Source organism: Roseomonas aeriglobus (assembly GCA_016937575.1).
GTDB lineage: Bacteria > Pseudomonadota > Alphaproteobacteria > Sphingomonadales > Sphingomonadaceae > Sphingomonas > Sphingomonas aerigloba.
Genome location: JAFHKN010000002.1, coordinates 1,936,433 through 1,957,551 on the forward strand (window position 1 = coordinate 1,936,433; position 21,119 = coordinate 1,957,551).

Annotated in this window: 23 protein-coding genes; 11 read left to right on the top strand and 12 right to left on the bottom strand. The window is 67.4% G+C overall.

What is annotated here, in order from left to right; translation table 11 throughout:
• Position 1: 1 nt before the first annotated feature.
• Entirely contained in the window at positions 2 to 1,207 is a 1,206-nt protein-coding gene (locus JW805_09735) for a pyridoxal-dependent decarboxylase, exosortase A system-associated (protein ID MBN2972294.1), read from the bottom strand.
• Complete coding sequence (locus tag JW805_09740; GenBank protein ID MBN2972295.1) at positions 1,207 to 2,703, bottom strand: AMP-binding protein; 1,497 nt, start codon at positions 2,701 to 2,703, stop codon at positions 1,207 to 1,209. Before JW805_09740 ends, JW805_09735 begins: the two co-directional genes overlap by 1 nt.
• 89 nt (positions 2,704 to 2,792) lie before the next feature.
• On the opposite strand from JW805_09740, the gene JW805_09745 reads away from it, so the two are divergent.
• From JW805_09745 to JW805_09755, 3 genes are read left to right on the top strand one after another with little or no spacing between them, the layout of a single operon-like run.
• Positions 2,793 to 3,065, top strand: coding sequence for an acyl carrier protein (locus tag JW805_09745; protein ID MBN2972296.1), 273 nt, complete (start codon positions 2,793 to 2,795; stop codon positions 3,063 to 3,065).
• Positions 3,062 to 3,775 (top strand): hypothetical protein, encoded by a 714-nt coding sequence (locus tag JW805_09750; protein MBN2972297.1) that lies wholly within the window; start codon positions 3,062 to 3,064, stop codon positions 3,773 to 3,775. Before JW805_09745 ends, JW805_09750 begins: the two co-directional genes overlap by 4 nt.
• On the top strand, positions 3,763 to 4,539 hold the full coding sequence (locus tag JW805_09755; GenBank protein MBN2972298.1) for a hydrolase 1, exosortase A system-associated: 777 nt from the start codon (positions 3,763 to 3,765) through the stop codon (positions 4,537 to 4,539). The genes JW805_09750 and JW805_09755 overlap by 13 nt, the downstream gene beginning before the upstream one ends.
• A gap of 196 nt (positions 4,540 to 4,735) precedes the next feature.
• Here the strand turns inward: JW805_09755 and trxB are convergent, their stop codons facing one another.
• From trxB to JW805_09770, 3 genes are all read right to left on the bottom strand, one after another.
• A complete protein-coding gene (trxB, locus tag JW805_09760) occupies positions 4,736 to 5,704 on the bottom strand; it encodes a thioredoxin-disulfide reductase (GenBank protein ID MBN2972299.1) in 969 nt (322 codons plus the stop codon).
• Between the two features lie 75 nt (positions 5,705 to 5,779).
• Positions 5,780 to 6,565, bottom strand: coding sequence for an enoyl-CoA hydratase/isomerase family protein (locus JW805_09765; protein MBN2972300.1), 786 nt, complete (start codon positions 6,563 to 6,565; stop codon positions 5,780 to 5,782).
• Positions 6,566 to 6,693: 128 nt separating this feature from the next.
• Positions 6,694 to 7,965, bottom strand: a complete 1,272-nt coding sequence (locus JW805_09770) for a hypothetical protein (protein MBN2972301.1) — start codon at positions 7,963 to 7,965, stop codon at positions 6,694 to 6,696.
• Positions 7,966 to 8,164: 199 nt separating this feature from the next.
• On the opposite strand from JW805_09770, the gene JW805_09775 reads away from it, so the two are divergent.
• Positions 8,165 to 8,464 (top strand): hypothetical protein, encoded by a 300-nt coding sequence (locus JW805_09775; protein MBN2972302.1) that lies wholly within the window; start codon positions 8,165 to 8,167, stop codon positions 8,462 to 8,464.
• On the opposite strand, the gene JW805_09780 is transcribed toward JW805_09775, so the two are convergent.
• A complete protein-coding gene (locus tag JW805_09780) occupies positions 8,395 to 8,724 on the bottom strand; it encodes a hypothetical protein (GenBank protein MBN2972303.1) in 330 nt (109 codons plus the stop codon). The two genes, JW805_09775 and JW805_09780, sit on opposite strands and share 70 nt — an antisense overlap.
• A 166-nt stretch (positions 8,725 to 8,890) precedes the next feature.
• On the opposite strand from JW805_09780, the gene JW805_09785 reads away from it, so the two are divergent.
• The 5 genes from JW805_09785 (at position 8,891) to JW805_09805 (ending at position 14,114) form a co-directional block, all read left to right on the top strand.
• Positions 8,891 to 9,772, top strand: a complete 882-nt coding sequence (locus JW805_09785) for an alpha/beta hydrolase (GenBank protein MBN2972304.1) — start codon at positions 8,891 to 8,893, stop codon at positions 9,770 to 9,772.
• Between the two features lie 39 nt (positions 9,773 to 9,811).
• Complete coding sequence (locus JW805_09790) at positions 9,812 to 11,176, top strand: MFS transporter (GenBank protein ID MBN2972305.1); 1,365 nt, start codon at positions 9,812 to 9,814, stop codon at positions 11,174 to 11,176.
• Positions 11,173 to 12,093 carry a cysteine synthase A gene (gene cysK / locus JW805_09795; protein ID MBN2972306.1) on the top strand — a complete coding sequence of 307 codons (921 nt, stop codon included), beginning with the start codon at positions 11,173 to 11,175 and terminating at the stop codon, positions 12,091 to 12,093. Before JW805_09790 ends, cysK begins: the two co-directional genes overlap by 4 nt.
• A 114-nt stretch (positions 12,094 to 12,207) precedes the next feature.
• Positions 12,208 to 12,504: a hypothetical protein gene (locus JW805_09800; protein ID MBN2972307.1), complete on the top strand. Its 297-nt coding sequence runs from the start codon at positions 12,208 to 12,210 to the stop codon at positions 12,502 to 12,504.
• A gap of 203 nt (positions 12,505 to 12,707) precedes the next feature.
• Positions 12,708 to 14,114 carry a cell wall hydrolase gene (locus tag JW805_09805; GenBank protein ID MBN2972308.1) on the top strand — a complete coding sequence of 469 codons (1,407 nt, stop codon included), beginning with the start codon at positions 12,708 to 12,710 and terminating at the stop codon, positions 14,112 to 14,114.
• Between the two features lie 82 nt (positions 14,115 to 14,196).
• Here JW805_09805 and JW805_09810 read toward each other — a convergent pair whose 3' ends face one another.
• Genes JW805_09810 through JW805_09835 form a run of 6 tightly spaced genes read right to left on the bottom strand, consistent with a single transcriptional unit; the run spans position 14,197 to position 18,694 of the window.
• Entirely contained in the window at positions 14,197 to 15,996 is a 1,800-nt protein-coding gene (locus JW805_09810; GenBank protein ID MBN2972309.1) for an acyl-CoA dehydrogenase C-terminal domain-containing protein, read from the bottom strand.
• A 27-nt stretch (positions 15,997 to 16,023) separates the two neighbouring features.
• A complete protein-coding gene (locus JW805_09815) occupies positions 16,024 to 16,455 on the bottom strand; it encodes a MerR family DNA-binding transcriptional regulator (GenBank protein ID MBN2972310.1) in 432 nt (143 codons plus the stop codon).
• Between the two features lie 32 nt (positions 16,456 to 16,487).
• Positions 16,488 to 16,991: a hypothetical protein gene (locus JW805_09820; GenBank protein MBN2972311.1), complete on the bottom strand. Its 504-nt coding sequence runs from the start codon at positions 16,989 to 16,991 to the stop codon at positions 16,488 to 16,490.
• Entirely contained in the window at positions 16,988 to 17,350 is a 363-nt protein-coding gene (hisI, locus tag JW805_09825; GenBank protein MBN2972312.1) for a phosphoribosyl-AMP cyclohydrolase, read from the bottom strand. Before hisI ends, JW805_09820 begins: the two co-directional genes overlap by 4 nt.
• 35 nt (positions 17,351 to 17,385) lie before the next feature.
• Positions 17,386 to 18,387, bottom strand: coding sequence for a glycosyltransferase family 2 protein (locus JW805_09830; GenBank protein ID MBN2972313.1), 1,002 nt, complete (start codon positions 18,385 to 18,387; stop codon positions 17,386 to 17,388).
• Positions 18,388 to 18,442: 55 nt separating this feature from the next.
• A complete protein-coding gene (locus JW805_09835) occupies positions 18,443 to 18,694 on the bottom strand; it encodes a Rho termination factor N-terminal domain-containing protein (GenBank protein MBN2972314.1) in 252 nt (83 codons plus the stop codon).
• A gap of 127 nt (positions 18,695 to 18,821) precedes the next feature.
• Here JW805_09835 and JW805_09840 point away from each other — a divergent pair, with 127 nt between their 5' ends.
• Entirely contained in the window at positions 18,822 to 20,282 is a 1,461-nt protein-coding gene (locus tag JW805_09840; GenBank protein ID MBN2972315.1) for an amidophosphoribosyltransferase, read from the top strand.
• A gap of 26 nt (positions 20,283 to 20,308) precedes the next feature.
• Positions 20,309 to 21,019, top strand: coding sequence for an SDR family NAD(P)-dependent oxidoreductase (locus JW805_09845; protein ID MBN2972316.1), 711 nt, complete (start codon positions 20,309 to 20,311; stop codon positions 21,017 to 21,019).
• Positions 21,020 to 21,119: the final 100 nt, after the last annotated feature.

Below are 21,119 nucleotides of genomic sequence, written 5' to 3' on the forward strand. Positions count from 1 at the left end.
GTTAGTCGACACCGCCCACCAGGAGTTCGGTGGCTGCGGGATGCCCCAAAAAGCGCGCGGGGCTGGCAGTCGGACCATAGGCACCGGCCAGGAAGATCGCGACGACGTCGCCGACATGGGCCGGCGGAAAGGCGATACGGTCGGCCAGCCGGTCGAGCGGCGTGCACAGCGGGCCGACGATGGATACCGTTTCGGTCGGCTCGCCGCTCCGTGCGTGGCGGACCGGGTAGTTGCGGCGGACGACGGTTCCGAAATTGCCCGTAGCCGCCAGCTGGTGATGAAGCCCGCCATCGACGACGAGGAAGACCTCCCCGCCGCTCTCCTTACGATCGACGATGCGGGTCAGATAGACGCCGCTTTCCGCAACGAGCCAGCGGCCGAGCTCGATCGCATAGGCCCAACCCGGCTCCAGCACGTCCGTCAGTGCGGCGCCCACCGCGGCGACATCGACGGGCGTGTCCCCGTGGAAATAGGGCACGCCCAGGCCACCGCCCAGATTGACCAGCGGCGGCACGGCGTGCGCGCGGTCGGCCAGATCGCGGGCCAGGCGCACCGTCGCCGCCTGCGTCTCAATGATCGCCGCCGTATCCAGCGCCTGCGACCCGGCGAAGATATGGAACCCGCGCCAGTCCGCGCCCGCCGCGACCAACCGGCGGACGAGCGCGGGCACGCGCTCGGCATCGACTCCGAAGGGGGACGGACGCCCGCCCATCTTCATGCCCGAACCCTTGAGCTCGAAACTGGGGTTCACGCGGACGGCGAGCCTGGGCGTGATGCCGATCCGGTCGGCGATGGCGAGCGCACGCGTCGCTTCGCCATCGCTTTCGAGATTGATCGTCGCCCCGGCGCGGATTGCGGCCTCGACCTCCGCATCACGCTTTCCAGGCCCGGCGAAGCTGATATGTTCGGCAGCCTTCACCGCCAGCGCCGTGTCCAGTTCCCCTGCCGACGCGACGTCGAGCCCGCCGACCAGCGGTGCGATGGCGGCGAGCAGCGGCGGAAAGGGATTGGCCTTGATCGCGTAATGGATTTCGACCGCCGCCGGCATCGCCGCGCGCAACGTGGCTACGCGGTCGGCGACGATCGCGAAGTCATAAAGGAACAGCGGCGTGCCGTGTTCCGCGGCCCAGGCATCGGCGGTACGACCGGCAATGACCAGCGCGCCGTCGCCGGCGAACCACGGCGGTATCGGACCCGTCGGCTTCACTAGGCCTCCCCTTCCCGGACATCCCGCGCGAGAGCCGCACGGTCGAGCTTGCCGTTGGCGTTGCGCGGCAGCTCCGCGCGCCAGTCATAGCGTGCGGGCTGCATGAAGCTCGGCAGGTCCCGGCGCAAGCGGGCACGCAGATCGTCCTCGCGCGCCGGATCGCCGCGCAGGACGACGACGATCGCCTGCCCCAAGCGCGCATCGGGAACGCCGACCGCCACCGCCTCCGCCGCTTCGCCGCCGGAGACGACGGCTTCCTCGATCTCGGTCGGGCTGATGCGATTGCCCGACGACTTGATCATCTCGTCGTCGCGGCCGACGAAGCGCAGGAGCCCGTCGGCATCGGCAACCGCGGTGTCGCCGGACCAGACGGCGGTACCACCATATTGTGACCAGGCGGGTGCGGGGCGGAACCGCGCGGCCGTGCGCTCGGCATCCTGCCAATAGCCTTGCGCGACAAGCGGGCCGGCGTGGACCAGTTCACCGGGTTCGTCGGGCGCGGCCCGGGTCGCGTCGGGACGGACGATCATGATCTCGGCGAACGGGATCGCACGGCCGATCGAGTCCGGGTGCGCATCGACCAAAGCCGGGTCGAGATAGGTCGAGCGAAACGCCTCGGTCAGGCCGTACATCGGGTAGAGGTCGGCGTGGGCGAAACGCTCCCGCAGCGCCCGCACGAGCCGCGGGGTCAGCGCACCGCCCGAATTGGTCAGGCGACGAAGCGTCGCGCCCGCCTCGTCCCATTCGGTCTCCAGCAGCTGGACCCACAGCGGCGGCACGCCGGCGAGCGTCGTCGCGCCATGTCGCGCAACCGCCTTCACCACGTCGCGCGCGGTCAGATAGTCGAGCGGAATGACCCTGGCGCCGGCATACCAGGTCGAAAGCAGCTGGTTCTGGCCATAGTCGAAACTGAGCGGCAGCACGCCGAGCACACGGTCGTCAGAGGACAGGTGCAGATAGTGCGCGACGCTGACCGCGCCCAGCCACAGATTGGCATGGCTGAGCATCACCCCCTTCGGCCGGCCGGTCGAGCCGGAGGTGTAGAGGATCGCGGCGAGCCTGTCCGGATCGGCATTGCTCAGCGGCAGCGGGTCGCCCTGCCCGATCGCGTCCGGAACGATGACGCCCGCCGGCACGTCGCCAGCTTCCAGCGTCGCGATGCGGCTCGGCTGACTGATCAACAGCCCCGCCCCGCTGTCGGCCAGGATATGCGCGACCTGCGCGCGCTTCAGGACGGGATTGATCGGCACATGCACCAGCCCCGCCCGCGGCGCGGCGAGCGGCAACAGGCACGCGTCGCGCGTCTTCGGCAGCCAGCTCGCCACCCGCGCTCCGGGCGACAGGCCGAACCCGGCCAGCCAGCCGGCCAAACGCGCGACGGCGCTCTCCGCCTCGGCGTAGGTCAGTGCGCCGGCGCGGTCCTCCAGCGCGATTGCGTGCCCTGCCCCACGCAGGACATGGTCGATGGGCCGGGGCGTGGGGTCTGGCGCAACCATGACGGCACATGGCGACCCGCGAGCGGACTTGGCAAGGCGTGTCGCCCAAAGTAGGGCGCGCAAAAGATTTTTTCGGGGGAAGTCTGGCCGTGCAACCCGATGGGGCAGCCGAAATCGTCGAAACCGTCCGCGCGGTGCTGCGCGACGTTCTTGGCGTGAGCGAAGAGCGGGCCGCTGCGTTCCGCGAAGACACCCCCTTGTTCGGCGCACTGCCCGAACTCGATTCGATGGCGGTCGCGGGGGTGCTGACCGAGATCGAGGATCGACTGGGCGTCCTGATCGACGACGACGACATCGATGGCGAGACGTTGGAGACCTTCGGCGCGCTGACTGAATTCGCCAAGCGCAAGGCGCTCGGTTGATCGATTGGTACGACTGGCCGGGCGGACGCGAGGCGATGATCCGCCTCGGCCCCGATCATGGCCCGGTCGTCATCGTGGCGCTGCCGCTGTTCGAAGAGGCGAACCGCACCCGTACCTTCGCGGTGACGATGATGCGCGCGCTTGCCGAGTGCGGCGTGGCGAGCGTGCTGCCGGACCTGCCGGGCACGGGCGAAAGCCTGGTGGCGCTGCAAGACGTAACGCTGACCACGATGCGGGAAGCGCACGAGGCGCTGACGCTGTCGTTCGACGCGGCGGGTCGTCGGACCTATGCGGTCGGCATCCGCAGCGGCGCGCTGCTCGATCCGTTCTCGCTCAATTTCGGACGCTGGCATCTGGCGCCTCAGTCGGGCGAGGATGTGCTGCGCGAACTCGTTCGGATCAAGAATGCGGAAGCGGGTGGCACGGCGCGCTATGATCGTCACACCATCATCGGCGCGGACGAAGACCCGATCCGGATCGGGGGCCAGTCGCTCTCATCCGACCTGCTCGCCGACCTGCCCGGCGCGCTGATCTTTGCTGGTGCGGGCGTAGCGCAACGCACGGTGCGCCTGGACAGCGACCCCGCACCTGCCGATCGCAAGGTTGCGGGCGCACCGCTGTGGCGTCGGGCCGAGCCCGGCAACGATATCGCGCTTGCCGAGGCACTGGCCGAGGACATCGCGCAATGGGTGCGGACATGCGCCGGCTGATCGAAATCCCCTGCGCCGGCCAGACGCTGGTCGCGACGCTCGATGAAGCGGCGGGGAAGACGGGATTGCTGATCGTCTCCGGCGGTAACGAGCTTCGCTGCGGGGCGCATCGTGGGATGGCGCTATTGGCGCAGGCGCTGGCCGGGTGCGGCGTGCCGGTGCTGCGCTATGATCGTCGCGGGATCGGCGATTCGAGCGGGATCAACGGCGGGTTCGAGAGCGGCGCGGAGGACATGGCCGCAGCGGCGGAGGCGTTGCGGGCGTGCGGAGTCACGCGGATTGTCGGTTTCGGGAATTGCGATGCGGCTAGCGCGCTGGCGCTGTTCCATGCCCGGGCCGGGATTGACGCGGTGGTGCTGTCGAACCCATGGATCGGCGGCAGCGACGACGCGCTGCCCCAGGCCGCGGCGATCCGCGCGCGCTATGCCGAGCGGCTGCGCGATCCGCGGGAATGGCTGCGGTTGCTGCGCGGTGGCGTCGACCTGCGAAAGCTCGCCGGGGGACTGATGAAGGTCGCTCGGGCGCCGGAAGACAGCGGGCTCCTACCGCGGATGGCGACCGCGCTTCGGGCGTCGGGCGTGCCGGTGACACTATTGCTTGCCGCGCAGGACAATACGGCGGTGGCGTTCGCGGACGCCTGGGCGAAGCTGCCGGACCGGCCGCGCGCGCCGCTCGAGATGCGGGCGTCGGCGAGTCACAGCTATGCGGGGGATGGCGATTTCGCGTGGCTGGTCGAACGCGTCATGTCCGCGGTTCGCGGCTGAAGCCGAAGCAAACGACCTTGCCGGACTTCGCCCCTCCCCTTCAGGGGAAGGGTTGGGGTGGGGCGGTGCCACATGCGACGAGCTCGCGGACAGGTCCCACCCCCGGGCCCTCCCCCGAAGGGTGGGGTGATCAGAGTGAACGCGCGGAGCTAGTTCACTCCATTCGTCGCGAAACGAGCCTGTGGGCGTGAATCGCCTACTCCGCCGCTTCCTTCACCGCCTCGAACTCCGCCTCCGCCAGGAACCGCTCGGCGTCCAGCGCCGCCATGCAGCCGGTGCCGGCCGCGGTAACCGCCTGGCGGTAGACCTTGTCCATCACGTCGCCGCACGCGAACACGCCCGGCACGCTGGTGCGGGTCGACCCCGTCTCGACCGCGATATAGCCGTCGTCGTCGAGCGCAAGGTGGCCGCGGAACAGTTCGGTCGCCGGATGGTGGCCGATCGCAACGAAGCCGCCTTCGACGTCCAGCCGCGAGTGTTCGCCGGTCACCGTGTCCTTCAGCTCGATCGCGACCAGGCCCTCAGGGCTCCCCTCGCCGATGAAGCGGACGACTTCCTTGTTCCACAGGACCGAGATCTTCTCGTTCGCGTGAAGCCGTGCCTGCAGGATCTTTTCCGCACGCAGGCTGTCGCGGCGGTGGATCAGCGTCACGTCGTCGCTGTGGTTGGTCAGGTACAAAGCTTCCTCGACCGCGGTATTGCCGCCGCCGATCACCGCGACCTTCTTGCCGCGGTAGAAGAAACCGTCGCACGTCGCGCAGGCGCTGACGCCCTTGCCCTTCAGCAGCTCTTCGCTGTCGAGGCCGAGCCACTTCGCCTGCGCGCCGGTGGCGATTACCAGCACGTCGCCTTCATACACGTCGCCGCCGTCACCGATCAGGCGGAACGGGCGCTGCGTGAGGTCGACCTTCACGATCGTGTCCCACATCATCCGCGTGCCGACATGTTCGGCCTGCGCCTGCATTTCCTGCATCAGCCACGGACCCTGAATCACCTCGCGGAAGCCAGGGTAATTCTCGACATCGGTGGTCGTGGTCAGCTGGCCGCCGGGCTGGATGCCCTGGACGACGATCGGCTCCATGCCGGCGCGCGCGCCGTAGATCGCGGCCGACAGGCCCGCCGGGCCAGAGCCGAGAATCAGCATCTTGGTGGTGTGTGTGGTCATGGGGGGCATTTAGCGCGGGAGGGTGCAAACTCAATCAGCGCGATCACGATCCCCGTCCCGATTGCGTTTGCACCCTCAGCGTCCGCGAAAGTCCGGTTTACGCTTCGATAGAAAAGCCATGCCGCCTTCCATCGAGTCCGCCGTGCCGCGCGCCTGGCGCTGATCCTGCGCCTCGCGTTCCAGTGCCGCGTCCAGCGTCGATTCGAGCGCGTCGGCGACCCCTCGGCGGATCAGACGCAGCGCCACGGTCGGGCCCGCGGCCAAACGCGTCGCCAGCGCCAGCGCCTCCGCCTCGAGCACATCGTCCGCAACGACGCGGTGAACGAGACCCCAGTCCAGCGCCTGCGCGGCCGGCACCCGCTCGCCGAGCATCATCATCTCGATCGCCCGTGCACGGCCGATCAGGCGCGGCAGCATCCAGCTGGCGCCGCCATCGGGCACCAGGCCGATGTTGACGAACGCCTGGAGGAAATAGGCGCTTTCGCTCGCGACGCAAAAATCGGCCGCGAGCGCCAGGCTGCATCCGATACCGGCGGCGGGGCCGCGGACGGCGCTGACCACCGGCACGCCCAGATCGACGATCGCGCGGATGGTCGGGTTATAGGATCGGGTCAGCGCATCATAGGTGGCGAGGCCGGGGTCGGCGGCGTTCAGCGTCCCGCCACCAACGTCGGCGCCCGAACAGAAGCCCCGCCCCGCCCCGGTCAGCAACACCGCGCGTGCGCCGTCCAGATCGGCAAGCGCGGCCGCGATCCGTTCGAACATCGCCGGCGTCGCCGCGTTCAGCCGATCGGGTCGGTCGATCGTCACGACCAGCACGTCGCCCTGTCGCTCGGCGCGGATCGTTTCGTCTTCGGCCATGCTATCTCTCCAAAAATCTTTGGACGCTTTTGGCGCGAAGGGGCGCCTGCCGACAAGGGCGCACATGAAAAAGGGGCGCCCCGGCGGGACGCCCCTTCATCACGTCAGACCGTGATCGCGCGCTGCGATTACTGCGCGGCGACGGCGGTCGTGCCGGCGACTCCGGTGTCGAGGTACTGGATCCAGAACCCTGCCAGGTCCTTGCGCGGGCCCGGTGCGGTGATTGACTGGAAGGCCGTGCGCGCCTGATCCTTCTGCCCCGCCTGCGCATAGGCAGCGCCCGTGTGCAGCGCGAGTTCCGACGCGTCCACGCCACCCTTCTGGCTGGCGACGGCGTACATTTCGAGCGCCTTGGCAGCGTTGCCCTGGCCGAGATAGGCGTCGCCGGTGGTCAGCGCGAGCTTGCCGTTGGCCGCCGCCTTCGCCTTGGTTTCCAGCGCGGTCATCGATCCTTCGGCCTTCAGCGCCGTACCGATATCGGTCAACAGGCGTGTGGCGCTGGCGTCGGCCGCCGGAATCTTGCCGATCGCCTTACCTTCGTCGATCACCGCCTTCGCCTCGGCCGGATAGCCGCCGATATAGGTCAGGTCGGCATATTCGAGATAGTCGCCGCGGTCGGCGAGCGACTTGGTCGCACGCATCAGGCGGAACAGGTCGATCTGCTGGCCACGGTCGAGCTTCGCACCGCCGTCACGATAGATCAGGATCGCCTCGCGCCAGTTCTTGGCGGTCGGATAGGCCTTCAGCTTGCGCATCGACCACTGGGCGGTCGCGGCCGCATCCTTGCGGTACACGCGACCGAGGGCGTAGTTGTAGAGATCTTCCGACGGCTTCTTGCCGGCTGCGATCTCGTCGTTGATCGTCTTTTCGATCGCAGCCAGACCGCCCGAGGTGTTGCCGGTCTCGATATTGGCGGCGGCGATGCGCAGTTGCAGCGCTTCGTTCTGATAGCCGAGTTCCTGCGCCTTGGTCAGGTACGGCAGGGCTTCGGCATATTTCTTGGTCTGAAACGCCGCTTCGCCGCGCAGGAAGTTGTACTGGCCAAGCTGCGCCGCCGGCGTCTTCGGATTCGCGATCAGCTTGTCGAGCACCGGCGCGAGCTTCTGCAGATCGTTCGACGGCGCGATCGCCTGAAGCTGCATCGCGGCGACGAAATACTTCTCTTCATCGGTGGTCGCCAGCGGTTCCGCGATCGCGGTCTGCGCCAGCGCGGTCGTGTAATCCTTGGCGGTCAGCGCGGTCTGCGCCGCGGCCAGCGGCTTGCGGATGGCGTCCGACAGCTTGGGGCCTTGTGCCGCCTTGTCGTTCTTCTTCTGCGCCGCGGCCGGAAGCGCGATGGCGGTCGATACCACGCCGGTCGACAGCATGGCAGCCAGCGCAAGCTTCGAGATAGACTTCATGATCCGGAATCTCCTGACACGGCCCTTCTGATGGGGGTCGGGCCGCTAGTATCTGCCCCCGCGCGGCGGGGCAAGCCGCGGCGTCGGCTGCCCTATGCGGCACGCCGACTGAACGGGTTTTGAACGGCCTGCGGCGTCCAAGGAACCAACCGTGCCCTGCCACGTACATCCGGGACGCGGGATAGCAGGGATCGGCGCGATGCGGGGACGAGGACTGGACGACATGCTGCGCACCGCGGCCATCGTGGGGATGGGCGTGGCACTCAGTGCCATGGTCGGGGTCGGCACCGCAAAGTGGACGATGGCCGAAACCAGTGCCTTCTATACCTATCCGGTCGATCGCGGCCCGCCGCTCTATGCGCGCCAGCGGGCGGTTGCCGACGATTTCTGGCAGGATCAGGCCGGGAACGTCACGCCGACCTACGCCGCCTATTCGGCCGACGCCGGCTCGACCGCGACCAATGTCGCGCCGACATACCGTTCGGCGTCCGGTTCGTAGAGGCGGCTGACCGTGAAGGCGCGGCCGGTCAGCTTCGGTTCGCCGAGCCCGGTCACCTTGAAGCTGCCCAGTTTTTCCTCGCGCGGCAGCATGCCGTTGCGCGCGACGGTGACGGCATCGACGTAAAGCTCACCGTGTTTGGTATAGGCGACATGCGGCGCCAGCACGACCTTGTCGCGGTTGTAGGTCGCATTCACGCAGAGCTGCTTCACGATGGCGGCGAACAGAGTCGGGACGGGACCGGAGGGTTCTTCGGACATGGTCAATTCGCAGCGGCTGAAAGCATCGTCGGCAGCATATAGGCCGCTTGCTGCAACGCAGCAAGATCGCGGTGGGAGCGCTAACCATCTTTACCGCGCGTCCGGCGTCGCACCGGAACGGGGATGACGGCTGTCCGTTGGACAACACAAATCAACGGAGACTCCCATGCCCTACGTAAAGACGCGCGACGGAACCGATATCTACGTCAAGGACTGGGGTGAAGGCCGGCCGGTGGTGCTGATCCACGGGTGGCCGCTGTCGTCGGACATGTGGGATGCGCAGGCCATGGCGATGGCGGACGCGGGCTTTCGCGTGATCGCCTATGACCGGCGCGGATTCGGCCGGTCGGGGCAGCCCTTGTCGGGATATGATTACGACACGCTGAGCGACGACCTGGCCGACGTGCTGGAAGCGACCGGCGCGACCGAGAATGTCACGCTCGTCGGCTTCTCGATGGGCGGGGGCGAGGTCGCACGCTACATGTCGCGCCATGGTGGCAAGGGCGTGATCGCCACCGCGCTGCTCGGCTCGGTCGTACCCTATATGCTCAAGACCGACGACAACCCGAACGGCGTGCCGGAAGAAACGCTTCAGCAGATCGGTGACGGCATCAAGAAGGATCGTGCCGACTTCTTCCGCAACACCTTCTTCCCGCAGTTCTTCGGCACCGGCACCTTTTCGCACCCGGTCAGCGACGAAGTGCTGCACACCGCAACCCGAATCGCGATGGACGCCAGCCTGAAGGCGACGCTGGCCTGCGCCGAATCCTTCGGCCACACCGATTTCCGCAGAGACCTGGCGTCGTTCGCCGTGCCGACGCTGATCGTCCACGGCACTGCGGACAAGACGGTGCCGATCGACGCCACGGCGCGCGAGGCGGCGAAAGGCATCGCCGGTGCGCAGCTCGTCGAATATGACGGGGAACCGCATGGGTTCACCGAAACCGCGCGCGACCGCATCACCAAAGACCTGCTGACGTTTCTGGGCGACCCGCGACAGACGAGCTTTGTCGCGACCAACAAAAGCTCGGAGCCCCTGACCGCCTGACGTCATTGCGCGGCGTCGGCCAAGCCCCCATAGCGGGGCATGGCCGACGCCGCACCCCACCCCTTCACCATCCATAACTTCCGCGCCTATTGGCTGGCGCGATTCGCGACTACGCTCGCGCAGACGGCGATGGTGATCGTCATCGGTTGGCAGGTGTACGATATCGCCCGCCGGACGATGTCGGTGAAGGAGGCAGCATTTCAGCTGGGCCTGATCGGCGTCGCGCAATTCCTGCCCCTGCTGTTCCTCTCGCTCTTCGCCGGCTGGGTCGCCGACCGAATCGACCGGCGCTGGATCGCGCGCGGCGCGGTGTCGCTGGAGGCATTCTGCGCGCTGTCGCTCTGCTGGCTGACGTGGCACGGGCAGATTTCCCTGCCGTACCTGTTCGGCATCGCATCGCTGCTGGGCGTCGCTCGCGCCTTTGCCGGCCCGGCCCTGTCCGCGCTGTCGCCGAATCTGGTGCCCAAGGCCGTGCTGCCGACCGCGATCGCGCTCAGTTCGATCGCGTGGCAAAGTGCCTCGATCCTGGGGCCGGCGATGGGGGGCTATCTCTACGCCGCCAAGCCCTGGCTGACCTATGCCGTGTCGGGCGGGCTGTTCTCCTTCGCGCTGCTGATGCTGCTCCTGATCGGCGTCGTGCCGCGGTCCAGCGTCAAGTTCGCCGGCAATCCCTGGGTGCAGATGATCGACGGGCTGCATTATGTTCGCCGCAACCGGCTCGTCCTCGGCGCGATCAGCCTCGACCTGTTCGCGGTGCTGCTTGGCGGGGCGACCGCAATGCTGCCGGTCTATGCGCGCGATATCCTGCAGGTCGGGGCCGAAGGGCTCGGCCATCTGCGCGCCGCGCCGTCGATCGGGGCAGTGACGGTCGCGCTTTGGTTCGGCGTCCGACCGCTCAAGACCGGGGTCGGCGTGAAGATGCTGTCGGCGGTCGCGCTGTTCGGACTGGCGACGGTGTTCTTCGGCCTGTCCGCGCCGATGTTCGTGCCGATCTTTGGCCCGGCCGCGATCGGCAGCGATTTCGCACCCGCAGTTCTGTTCGCGCTCGTTTGCCTGTTCATCGTCGGGGCAGCCGACATGGTCTCGGTATATGTCCGCCAGTCGCTGATCCAGCTCTACACCCCCGACGAGATGCGCGGGCGCGTCGGTGCCGTCTCGACCTTGTTCATTTCGGGTTCGAACGAACTCGGTGAGGCCGAATCGGGCTTCCTCGCCGCGCTCGTCGGGCCGATCGTCGCGGTCGTCGGCGGCGGGATCGGGGCGATCATCGTGACCGGCCTGTGGGCGCGCTGGTTCCCCGAATTGCGCAACGCCCGCACATTCGATCCCCCGCCCGAGCCCTTGATCATCGAGCCCGACGTGCCAAATCCCCAGCCACTTCCTGCGAAAGGACAGATGTCATGAAGGCCAATTCCGTTCTCGAGACGATCGGCAACACGCCGCACATCCGCCTCTCTCGTCTGTTTCCCGACAGCGACGTCTGGGTGAAATCCGAACGGTCGAACCCCGGCGGGTCGGTGAAGGACCGCATCGCGCTGGCGATGGTCGAAGCCGCCGAGGCATCGGGCCAGCTTCAGCCCGGCGGGACGATCGTCGAGCCGACCAGCGGCAACACCGGCGTCGGCCTGGCGATGGTCGCCGCGGTCAAGGGGTACAAGCTGATCCTGGTGATGCCGGAGAGCATGTCGCTCGAACGCCGCCGGCTGATGCTCGCGTACGGTGCGACCTTCGACCTGACCCCGCGCGAAAAGGGCATGAAGGGCGCGATCGAGCGCGCGCTCGAAATCGTCGATGCGACCCCCGGCGCCTGGATGCCGCAACAGTTCGAGAACCCGGCGAACATCGACGTTCACGTCCGCACGACCTCCCAGGAAATCCTGAACGACTTCCGGGATTCGCCGATCGACGTCATCATCACGGGCGTCGGCACCGGGGGCCACATCACCGGCGTCGCCGAGACGCTGAAGAAGGAATGGCCGAACCTGAAGGTTTTTGCGGTCGAACCGGCGCTGTCGCCGGTCATTTCGGGCGGGCAACCGGGCCCGCACCCGATCCAGGGCATCGGCGCTGGCTTCGTGCCGGCGAACCTGCACGCCCAGGCGATCGACGGCGTGATCCAGGTCGATGCCAATGTCGCCAAGGACATGGCGCGACGGTCCGCCAAGGAGGAAGGATTGCTGGTCGGCATCTCGTCCGGTGCGACGCTCGCTGCGATCCTGCAGAAGCTGCCCGACCTGCCCGACGGGGTGCGCGTACTGGGCTTCAACTACGACACCGGCGAACGCTATCTGTCGGTCCCGGACTTCCTGCCCGAGGCTTGATTGGAACCGACGATCGCGGCATCACCGCCGCGATCGTTCAGGGTCTGGACGCACTCAGGGCAGGATCGTGACGGAGCCGTCCTGAGTGCGTTCAGACCCTATCCGGGGGGACGAATGCGCAATGCCCTGATCTGTGCCGGCACGATGCTGGCGCTGCTGCTGCTGTGGCCCGTCGTCTTCGGCGGCGGCGCAGCGTCGAGTGCGTCGGCGAGCACGGTCACGATCCCTATTCCACCGCGGGCCTATCCGTCGTCGCTGGCGGCTCTGCCGAAGATCGCACAGGCGACGGAAAGCTGTGCGGCAACGCGCGCGCGGGCGACGAAGGCCTGCACGCCGGGCGATGTCGCATGCGGTCATGCCGTCGCCGATGCATTCGACGTGTGCGAGGCCAAGGGCATGTGGCCGTCGTAAAATCTTTTAACCGTCATCCCCGCGAAGGCGGGGATCAATAGTCGCTGAAGGACGTGAGACTCACGACGTTCAGCGACTATGTATTCCCGCCTGCGCGAGATTGAAGGTGGAAAGGGTGCAACTCGCCCCCCCCCCAAATTTCGCATCCCGGCCGAACCGCGCTATAGGCGCCGGCCAAACAGCCGGACGCCCCACGCCCCCGCATGACCCCCGACATTGCCCATCCCCCCGTTCCGCGCTGGATCGCGGCCGTCCTCGCGCTGCTGGCGATCGTCGCCATCGCCGCGCCGCTGGCGATCGTCCGCACGGCGCCCAGGCTGCCGCCTGCGGTGAAGGCCATCGCCAAGCGCCCGCACCGCGTCGTGCCGCAGACCGAGTTGCCGACCGTCGAGCCTGCCGCCTTCATCAACCTCGCGCCGCAGGATGCGCGGGCGTTCAACGCGACTGTTCCGTTCTCGACCGATCCCAACCCGGCCGCGCGGCCGTTCCGCCTGACCGGCACTCCGGAAAGCCAGGCGCGCGCGATCGACTGCCTTGCCGCCGGCGTGATCTACGAGGCGGGCGACGATGCGAGCGGGGAAAAGGCTGTGGCACAGGTCGTGCTGAACCGCGTCCGCCACCCCGCCTTCCCCAAGACCGTCTGCGGTGTCGTCTTCCAGGGCTCGGAACGGCGCACCGGGTGCCAGTTCACCTTCACCTGCGATGGCGCGATGCTGCGCGCGGTCTATCCGGCCGCCTGGGAGCGCGCGCGCGCCGTCGCGCGAATGGCGCTGAACGGAACGGTCGATGCCCGCGTCGGGCATGCGACGCATTACCATACCGACTGGGTGGTGCCGTACTGGAGCAGCAGCCTCGACAAGATCGTCGCGGTCGACACGCATCTCTTCTTTCGCTGGAGCGGCTGGTGGGGCACGCCGCCGGCCTTCCGCGGCACCTACACCGGCGTCGAACCCGTCATTCCCCAACTCGCCCGCCTGTCGGAAGCGCATCGCACCGCTGCCGAAGCCGCCGGACTGGCGACCGCGCAGCTGGACGCAACGGTGCTCGGCGAGACCGCGACGCCCACCGGCCTCGAGCAGGACACCAACACCTTCCTCGTGACGCTCGATCCCAAGCTGGCGCCCGAGCAGTTTCCGATGCTCGCGCAGCGCGCATGCGGCGATCGGCCATACTGCAAGTTCATGGCCTGGAGCGCCAAGGCGAACACGCCGGCCGCGCTGCCGATCTCGCCGGTCCAGCAACGCGCGATGTCGTTCAGCTATCTTCGCGATCGGGCGTTCGGCTTCGAAAAGTCGCTGTGGAATTGCGGCGAGTACAAGCGCGCGACGCCGAACGAATGCATGAAGGCCCAGGTGTCGATCACCATGGCCCCGCCACCGCCGACCAACTTCACCTATGACGCGACACCGGGCAGCGCACTGCGGGCGATTGCAGGGGCGCCCCCGGGCGCGACGGTGGTGAAGCCGAGCGGGCCGGACCCGCTGACCGGCGTCCGCCGCAAGAGTGAGACCGCCCCGGTGCCGATGTCGGGATCGGCACCGGCTACGCCAACCGCGCCGCCCCCGGTGCGGGCGACGGTGCCGAAGGCGGAAGGGGCGAAGGAGCCCTGAGCACCATTCCCTTCATCGTCATCCCCGCGAAGGCCAGGATGACGATCATGAGGGGGCAGCTTTTCGCCGCCCCCCCTTCCCATCACGCTGCGAACATCTCCGCATCCAGCGCCATCACTGCGTCCGCGCCGCCTTCGATCTTGCGACGCAATGCGCCGGCGTCCGGCAGGATGCGTTCGCCGTAGAAGCGGGCGGTTACCAGCTTGGCTTCCAGGAACTTCGCATCGCCCTCGCCCGCGGCCAGCATACGCGACGCGGCGTCGGCCATGCGCAGCCACATCAGGCCGACCGACACCAAGCCCATCAGCGTCATATAGCTGTAGGCGCCCGCGCCGACCGCGTTCGGGTTCTGCATGCCGTTTGCCATGAACCACATCGTCGCGGCCTGCAGCTCGCCCAACGCCTTTTCCAGACGACCGGCGAAGTCCGCAGTCTTCTCGTTCGACTTGGCGGCGGCGCATTCCTCGGCCACCAGCTTGAAGAACGCCTGCACCGCACGGCCGCCATTCTGCGCCAGCTTGCGGCCGACTAGGTCCATCGCCTGCACGCCATTGGTGCCTTCGTAGATCTGGGCGATGCGGGCGTCGCGGACATACTGCTCCATGCCCCATTCGACGATGTAGCCGTGGCCGCCATAGACCTGCTGCGCGTTGGTCGCGATTTCGTAGCCCCAGTCGGTGCCGACACCCTTGATGACCGGGGTCAGCAGACCGATCAGGTCGGCGGCCATCTGACGCTCGGCGTCGTCCTCGGCTTTGTGCTCCAGGTCGACCTGAAGGCCGCCCCACAGGCATAGCGCGCGCAGCCCCTCGATCTTGGCCTTTGCATCCATCAGGTTGCGGCGGACGTCGGGGTGGACGAACAGCGTGTCGGCCTTCTCGCCCGGCTCTGCGGGCCCGGTCAGCGCGCGGCCCTGGCGGCGATCCTTGGCGTATTGCACCGCGTTCTGGAACGCGACTTCGGCAAGGCCCAGTCCCTGCAGGCCGACGCCTAGACGCGCCGCGTTCATCATGATGAACATGGCGGCGAGACCCTTCATCTCCTCGCCGACCAGCCAGCCCTTCGCGCCGTCATAGTTCATGACGCAGGTCGCGTTGCCGTGGATGCCCATCTTGTGCTCGATCGACCCGCACGAGACGGCGTTGCGCTCGCCGAGTGACCCGTCGTCGTTGACCAGCACCTTGGGCACGACGAAGAGCGAAATGCCCTTCGAGCTGTCCGGCGCGCCCGGCGTCTTGGCCAGCACCAGATGGATGATGTTGTCGGTCAGGTCATGCTCGCCGGCCGAGATGAAGATCTTGGTGCCGGTAATGCTGTAGCTGCCGTCAGCCTGCGGCTCGGCCTTGGTCTTGATGAGGCCGAGGTCGGTCCCGCACTGCGGCTCGGTAAGGTTCATCGTCCCGCCCCATTCGCCCGAGACCATCTTGGGGAGATACTTTTCCTGCTGCTCGGGCGAGCCCTTGGCCACCAGCGCGGCGATCGCGCCATGGGCCAGGCCAGGATACATGGCGAAGGCCATGTTGGCGGAGATCATATATTCCTGGAAGGCGGTCGATACCACGTGCGGCATCCCCTGCCCGCCGAAGGCCTCCGGCGCCGCGAGCGTGCCCCAACCGCTCTCGACGAACTGCGCATAGGCCTGCTTGAAGCCCTCCGGCGTTGTCACCGACCCATCGGAATGCCGCGTGCAGCCCTGCTGGTCGCCCGACAGGTTCAGCGGGAACAGCACTTCGGCCACGAAGCGCCCGCCCTCTTCCAGAACCGCCTCGACCGTATCCGGCGTGGCGGCCGAAAAGCCGGCGGAATTGGTGTAGCGGTCGAGGCCGATGACGGCGTCGAGCACGAATCGGGTGTCGCGGACGGGGGGCGTATACTGGGGCATGAGCGTCCTCTCTACTCTGTGAGCTTGTCAGTCTTTTGGCTTGGAGACGGTTGTTTCGACCTGGTCGATGAAGTCCTGCAACTCGGCGATCGCGGCATCGATGTCGTGCTTCTGCCGCTCCAACACCGCGATACGGTCGCGACAGCGCTCCAGCGTCACCTGGCGCTGCACCTGGCGGCCGTCACCGATGTCGTAGAGGTCGATCATCTCGCGGATTTCGGCGAGCGAAAAACCGACGCGCTTGCCGCGCAGGATCCAGGCGAGCCGTGCGCGGTCGCGCTGCGAATAGATGCGCTGGAGGCCGCGGCGCTCGGGCGCGATCAGCCCTTCGTCCTCATAGAAACGCAGCGCGCGCGCAGTCACATCGAATTCGTCCGACAGGTCGGAAATGGTGAAATGCTGCCGGTCCCGCCTCTCCGGGACGGCCGCAACCGCGATGGCAGGGGCGTCACTCGACATGCCTGCCAAAATAGCTTCCCTTTACGTGAACGTCAACCACCCTCGCAGGGCGTGCTGCCGTTCGCGCCGCGCATTGTTGCAGCCTCTGCAACCGACTCGCTCAGACGTTCGGCGTCGAGCGCTTCCATCGTGGCCCTATTCACGCAGGCACGCGCACAGCCGGCCGGCAGCCGTGCAGGAAAGCTTATGCGATCGCCATCGAACCGCGCATCGAACCGGCAGTCGTCACCCAGTCGGATGCGCAGCATCGCGCCGGAGCGCGTCACGTCCCCGGCCGCACTACAGCCCTGCCCGTCACCATAATCGACCGTCGCGCCAATGCGGTAGCGGCCATCGCGGCGAACGATGCACACGCGGTCGGTGTCGCGCGCATACAGCCCGACGATATCGCGGTCCGCCGGATCGCGGACGAGGCCCCGCAGGATCGCCGCGGTCTCCAGATCGGGCGCCGCCGTAGCGCGGACGCGGGGTTCGCTTCGCGGGCAACTCGCCAAGGCCGCGAGCATCGCGACTCCGACGCCCAGTCGGAGGATCATTCGTCGGCGACCAATCGTCCGCCTTCGATCCGGCGGTAGAAACAGCTGCGCGCGCCGGTGTGGCAGGCAGGGCCCGCAGGGTCGACGCGCAGCCAGACGGCATCCTGGTCGCAATCGATACGCAGCTCGACGACGCGAAGGACGTGACCGGAGGTTTCGCCCTTTCTCCACAGTTTTCCGCGCGAACGCGACCAGAAGGTCGCCTCCCCACTCTCCAGCGTTGCGACCAGCGCTTCGGCGTTCATGTGCGCCAGCATCAGCACCTCGCCCGTCGCGGCGTCGGTTGCGACCGCGGTGATCAGACCGGCGGCGTCATATTTGGGGTTGAGGTCGGGGCCGGCTTCACGCGGATCGGTCATGCGCCCTTCTACGGCGGGCAACCACCCGCACGCAATCAGGCCGCGCGTTTCCCCAGCATCGGAGCGATCAGTGCGAGATTGTGGCGGGCGAGATGGCTCCCGCGCCCGGCCACGCTGCCCTCCAGCAGCGGCTGGTCGCCGATGGCCAGGCACCGTTCCCACGCGCCTTGCGCCAGCGGCAGCCACTCGGCCACCGCCTGTGCCGGGTCGGCGATCGCCCGGTCGAGCATCAGATTGCCAAGGACGAAGAAGAAATCGGGAGAATGGTGCCAATGGGTGAATTCACCGTCGGCGAGCGCCATGGCGTCGTCGAGACGCCCCGCGGCCGCCAGGCTGGAGATCGCCCCCAGCACCAACGCGTGCCGCCAGTTGGCCGTGGGGGGAGTCGTTACGAGGGCGCGCGCATACCAGTCGTTTGCGCCCGCATACTCGCCTGCCACCTCCGCATCGCGGCCGAGCTGAAACAGAAGATAGCCGTCATCGGGCCGCTCGGCGAGCGACGTGAGCAGCAACGGGCGGTTACGTTCGCTCTTTTCCGCCAATCGCTCCGCCAGATACCCGTCATGATCGACGACGATCGGACTGCGCACGCGGGGCAGGCCCGACTCGATCTGCTCATGCACTCGGCCGGCAAATCGCGCGCCGCGCGGGACCAGACGGCTGATCCAGTTGCGGTGAACCGCCCCGTCGCGCCCGTGATTGTCCTGCGCAATGGCGCCGATCCGCGGGACGCCCTGACACCAGGTGCGCAGCTGCTCCCCGCCCGCCACGATCGCCTCATCGGCATCGATGACGAGCGTCCAGTCAGCGTCGGCAAGGTCGAGCGACCGGTTCCGGGCTGCGGCGAAGTCGTCGACCCATATAAAATGCGAAACCGCGGCACCGCACGCGCGTGCGATCGTGACCGTCTCATCGTTCGATCCGGTGTCGACGACGACGATCCGATCGACCCACGGGCTCACACTGTCGAGGCAGCGTTTCAGGCAGCGCGCCTCGTTTCGGACGATCAGGGCGGCGGCAAGGCTGGGAAGCGTCATCCCACCAGACTGCCACGCCAGGTGTCACCGCCGCGTTAACCACGCGGTCGAGCGGTCACTTATGTCCGCGAATCGCCTTCACCAATTCGTCCTTCGACATGTCCGACCGCCCTTCGATCCCGATCTCCTTCGCCTCGTCGTACAGCTCGTCCTTGGTGCGATCTTCCAGGCGGGTGCTGTTGTGATCGAGCGTCCCGCCCGCTTTCGCATTGGCGATCCGCGCGGCCTTCTCCTTCGACATGCCGTCGTCGCGCAGGTCTTCGTAGAGCTTGTCGTCCTTGATCTGCGATCCGTGATCCTTGGCCATCAGTCGTCTCCTTCAGGCCCGCGAAACGCACGGGTGTCGGGCAAGGATGCGTGACAATGGGGCGACAAAGCGAAGACTCGGTCCTATATGCGCCCGCGGACGCTCAGCCGCTTTTGCGAAGGCCCCCATGTTCACGACCCATCCGTTCGATGACGACAAGCTGCGCGAGGAGTGCGGCATCTTCGGCGTATCCGGTGCGGAGGGGGCAGCCGCCCTCGTTGCACTGGGCCTTCACGCGCTGCAGCACCGGGGCCAGGAAGCCGCCGGAATCACCAGCTTCGATGGCCGCGCGTTCCATACGCATCGCGCGATGGGCCATGTCGCGGGCAATTTCGATCGCGACGACGTGATCCGCGCGCTGGCGGGGAACACCGCCTGCGGGCACGTGCGCTATTCGACGACCGGCGAGACCTCGCTGCGCAACGTCCAGCCGCTCTATGCCGAACTGGCGAGCGGCGGCTTCGCGGTCGCGCATAACGGCAATATTTCCAACGCGATGCGTATCCGCCGCGACCTGATACGGTCGGGATCGATCTTCCAGTCGACGTCGGATACCGAAACGATCATCCACCTGGTCGCAACCTCGAGCTACCGCACGCTGATCGACAAGTTCATCGATGCACTGAAGCAGCTCGAAGGCGCCTATTCGCTGATCTGCATGACGCCCGAGGGCATGATCGCCTGCCGCGACCCGCTGGGCATCCGCCCGCTCGTCATGGGCAAGCTCGGCGACAGCGTGATCTTCGCCTCCGAAACGGTCGCCCTCGACGTCGTGGGCGCCGAGTTCATCCGCTCGGTCGAGCCGGGCGAGCTGGTGATCGTCAAGGGCACCGACGTCAGCTCACACCGACCCTTCGCGCCCCAGGCGGCGCGGCCGTGCATCTTCGAATGGGTCTATTTCTCCCGCCCCGATTCGATCGCCGACGACCATTCGGTCTATTCGGTGCGCAAGGCGATCGGCGCGCAGCTGGCGATCGAAGCACCGACCGATGCCGATCTGGTCATTCCCGTCCCCGATTCGGGCGTGCCGGCCGCGATCGGCTATGCCCAGCAGTCGGGCGTGCCGTTCGAGCTCGGCATCATCCGCTCGCACTATGTCGGGCGCACCTTCATCCAGCCGGGCGACAAGGTCCGGCATCTTGGCGTCAAGCTGAAGCACAACGCCAACGGAGCGCTAATCAAGGGCAAGAAGGTGGTGCTGATCGACGATTCGATCGTGCGCGGCACGACGTCGCTAAAGATCGTGCAGATGATGCGCGAGGCTGGCGCGGCCGAGGTGCATATGCGTATCGCCTCGCCGCCGACGCGGCATTCGTGCTTTTACGGCGTCGATACGCCCGAGCGGTCGAAGCTGCTGGCGGCGACCCATGATCTGGAAGCGATGCGGACGTATATCCAGGCCGACAGCCTGGCGTTCGTCACCATCGATGGCCTGTACAAGGCGCTGGGCAGCCCGGACCGCCCGAAGGTCAAGCCCGGCTATTGCGACGCCTGCTTCACCGGCGACTATCCGACGACCCTGACCGACCAGGACGAAAGCGGCACGCCCGTCGACCAGTTCGCCCTGCTCGAAGAGCGGGTCGGCTGAGCAACTTCACACGGATTCTCAATCTTATGACCGACACCAACCTCGCCGGCCGACTGGCGCTCGTCACCGGGGCCAGCCGCGGGATCGGCGCCGCGACCGCGCTCGCACTGGGCAAGGCCGGCGCGCATGTCGTGCTGACCGCGCGAACGCCCGGCGGGCTGGAAGAGGTCGAGGATGCGATCCATGCATCTGGCGGCAGCGCGACGATCGCGCCGCTCGATCTGAGCGAGGGCGATGGGATCCCGCGGCTCGCGGCGGCGATCGGCGAACGCTGGGACGCGCTCGACATCCTGATGCTGAACGCAGCACAGCTGGGCTCGCTGTCGCCGGTGTCGGCGTTCGATCCGAAGGAACTGGCCAAGACGCTGACGCTGAACGTCAGCGCACAGGCGGCGCTGATCGGGTCGTTCGACGCCATGCTCCGCCGCTCGCAGCACGGCCGCGTCATCGGCCTGACGTCGAGCGTCGCGCGGTCCGCACGCGCCTATTGGGGGATGTACGGGGCGTCGAAGGCGGCGTTCGAGAACCTGCTGCTGAGTTATGCCGAAGAAGTGAAGGCGTTGAGCAAGACGCGCGTCGCGATCGTCGATCCGGGCGCCACGCGCACCAAGATGCGCGCGCGGGCCTATCCGGGGGAGGATCCGACCAGCGTGAAGGCGCCGGAAGTGGTGGCAGAACGCATCCTGGCGCTGCTGGGCGAGGAGTATGAGACGGGGACGTTCGTTCGGGTGGACTAAAGCCAACCGCTTGTCATCCTCGCGACGGCGGGGATCAATCGTCGCTGAAGGTCGTGAGACTCACTGCCGTCAGCCAGAATTGATCCCCGCCGTCGCGGGG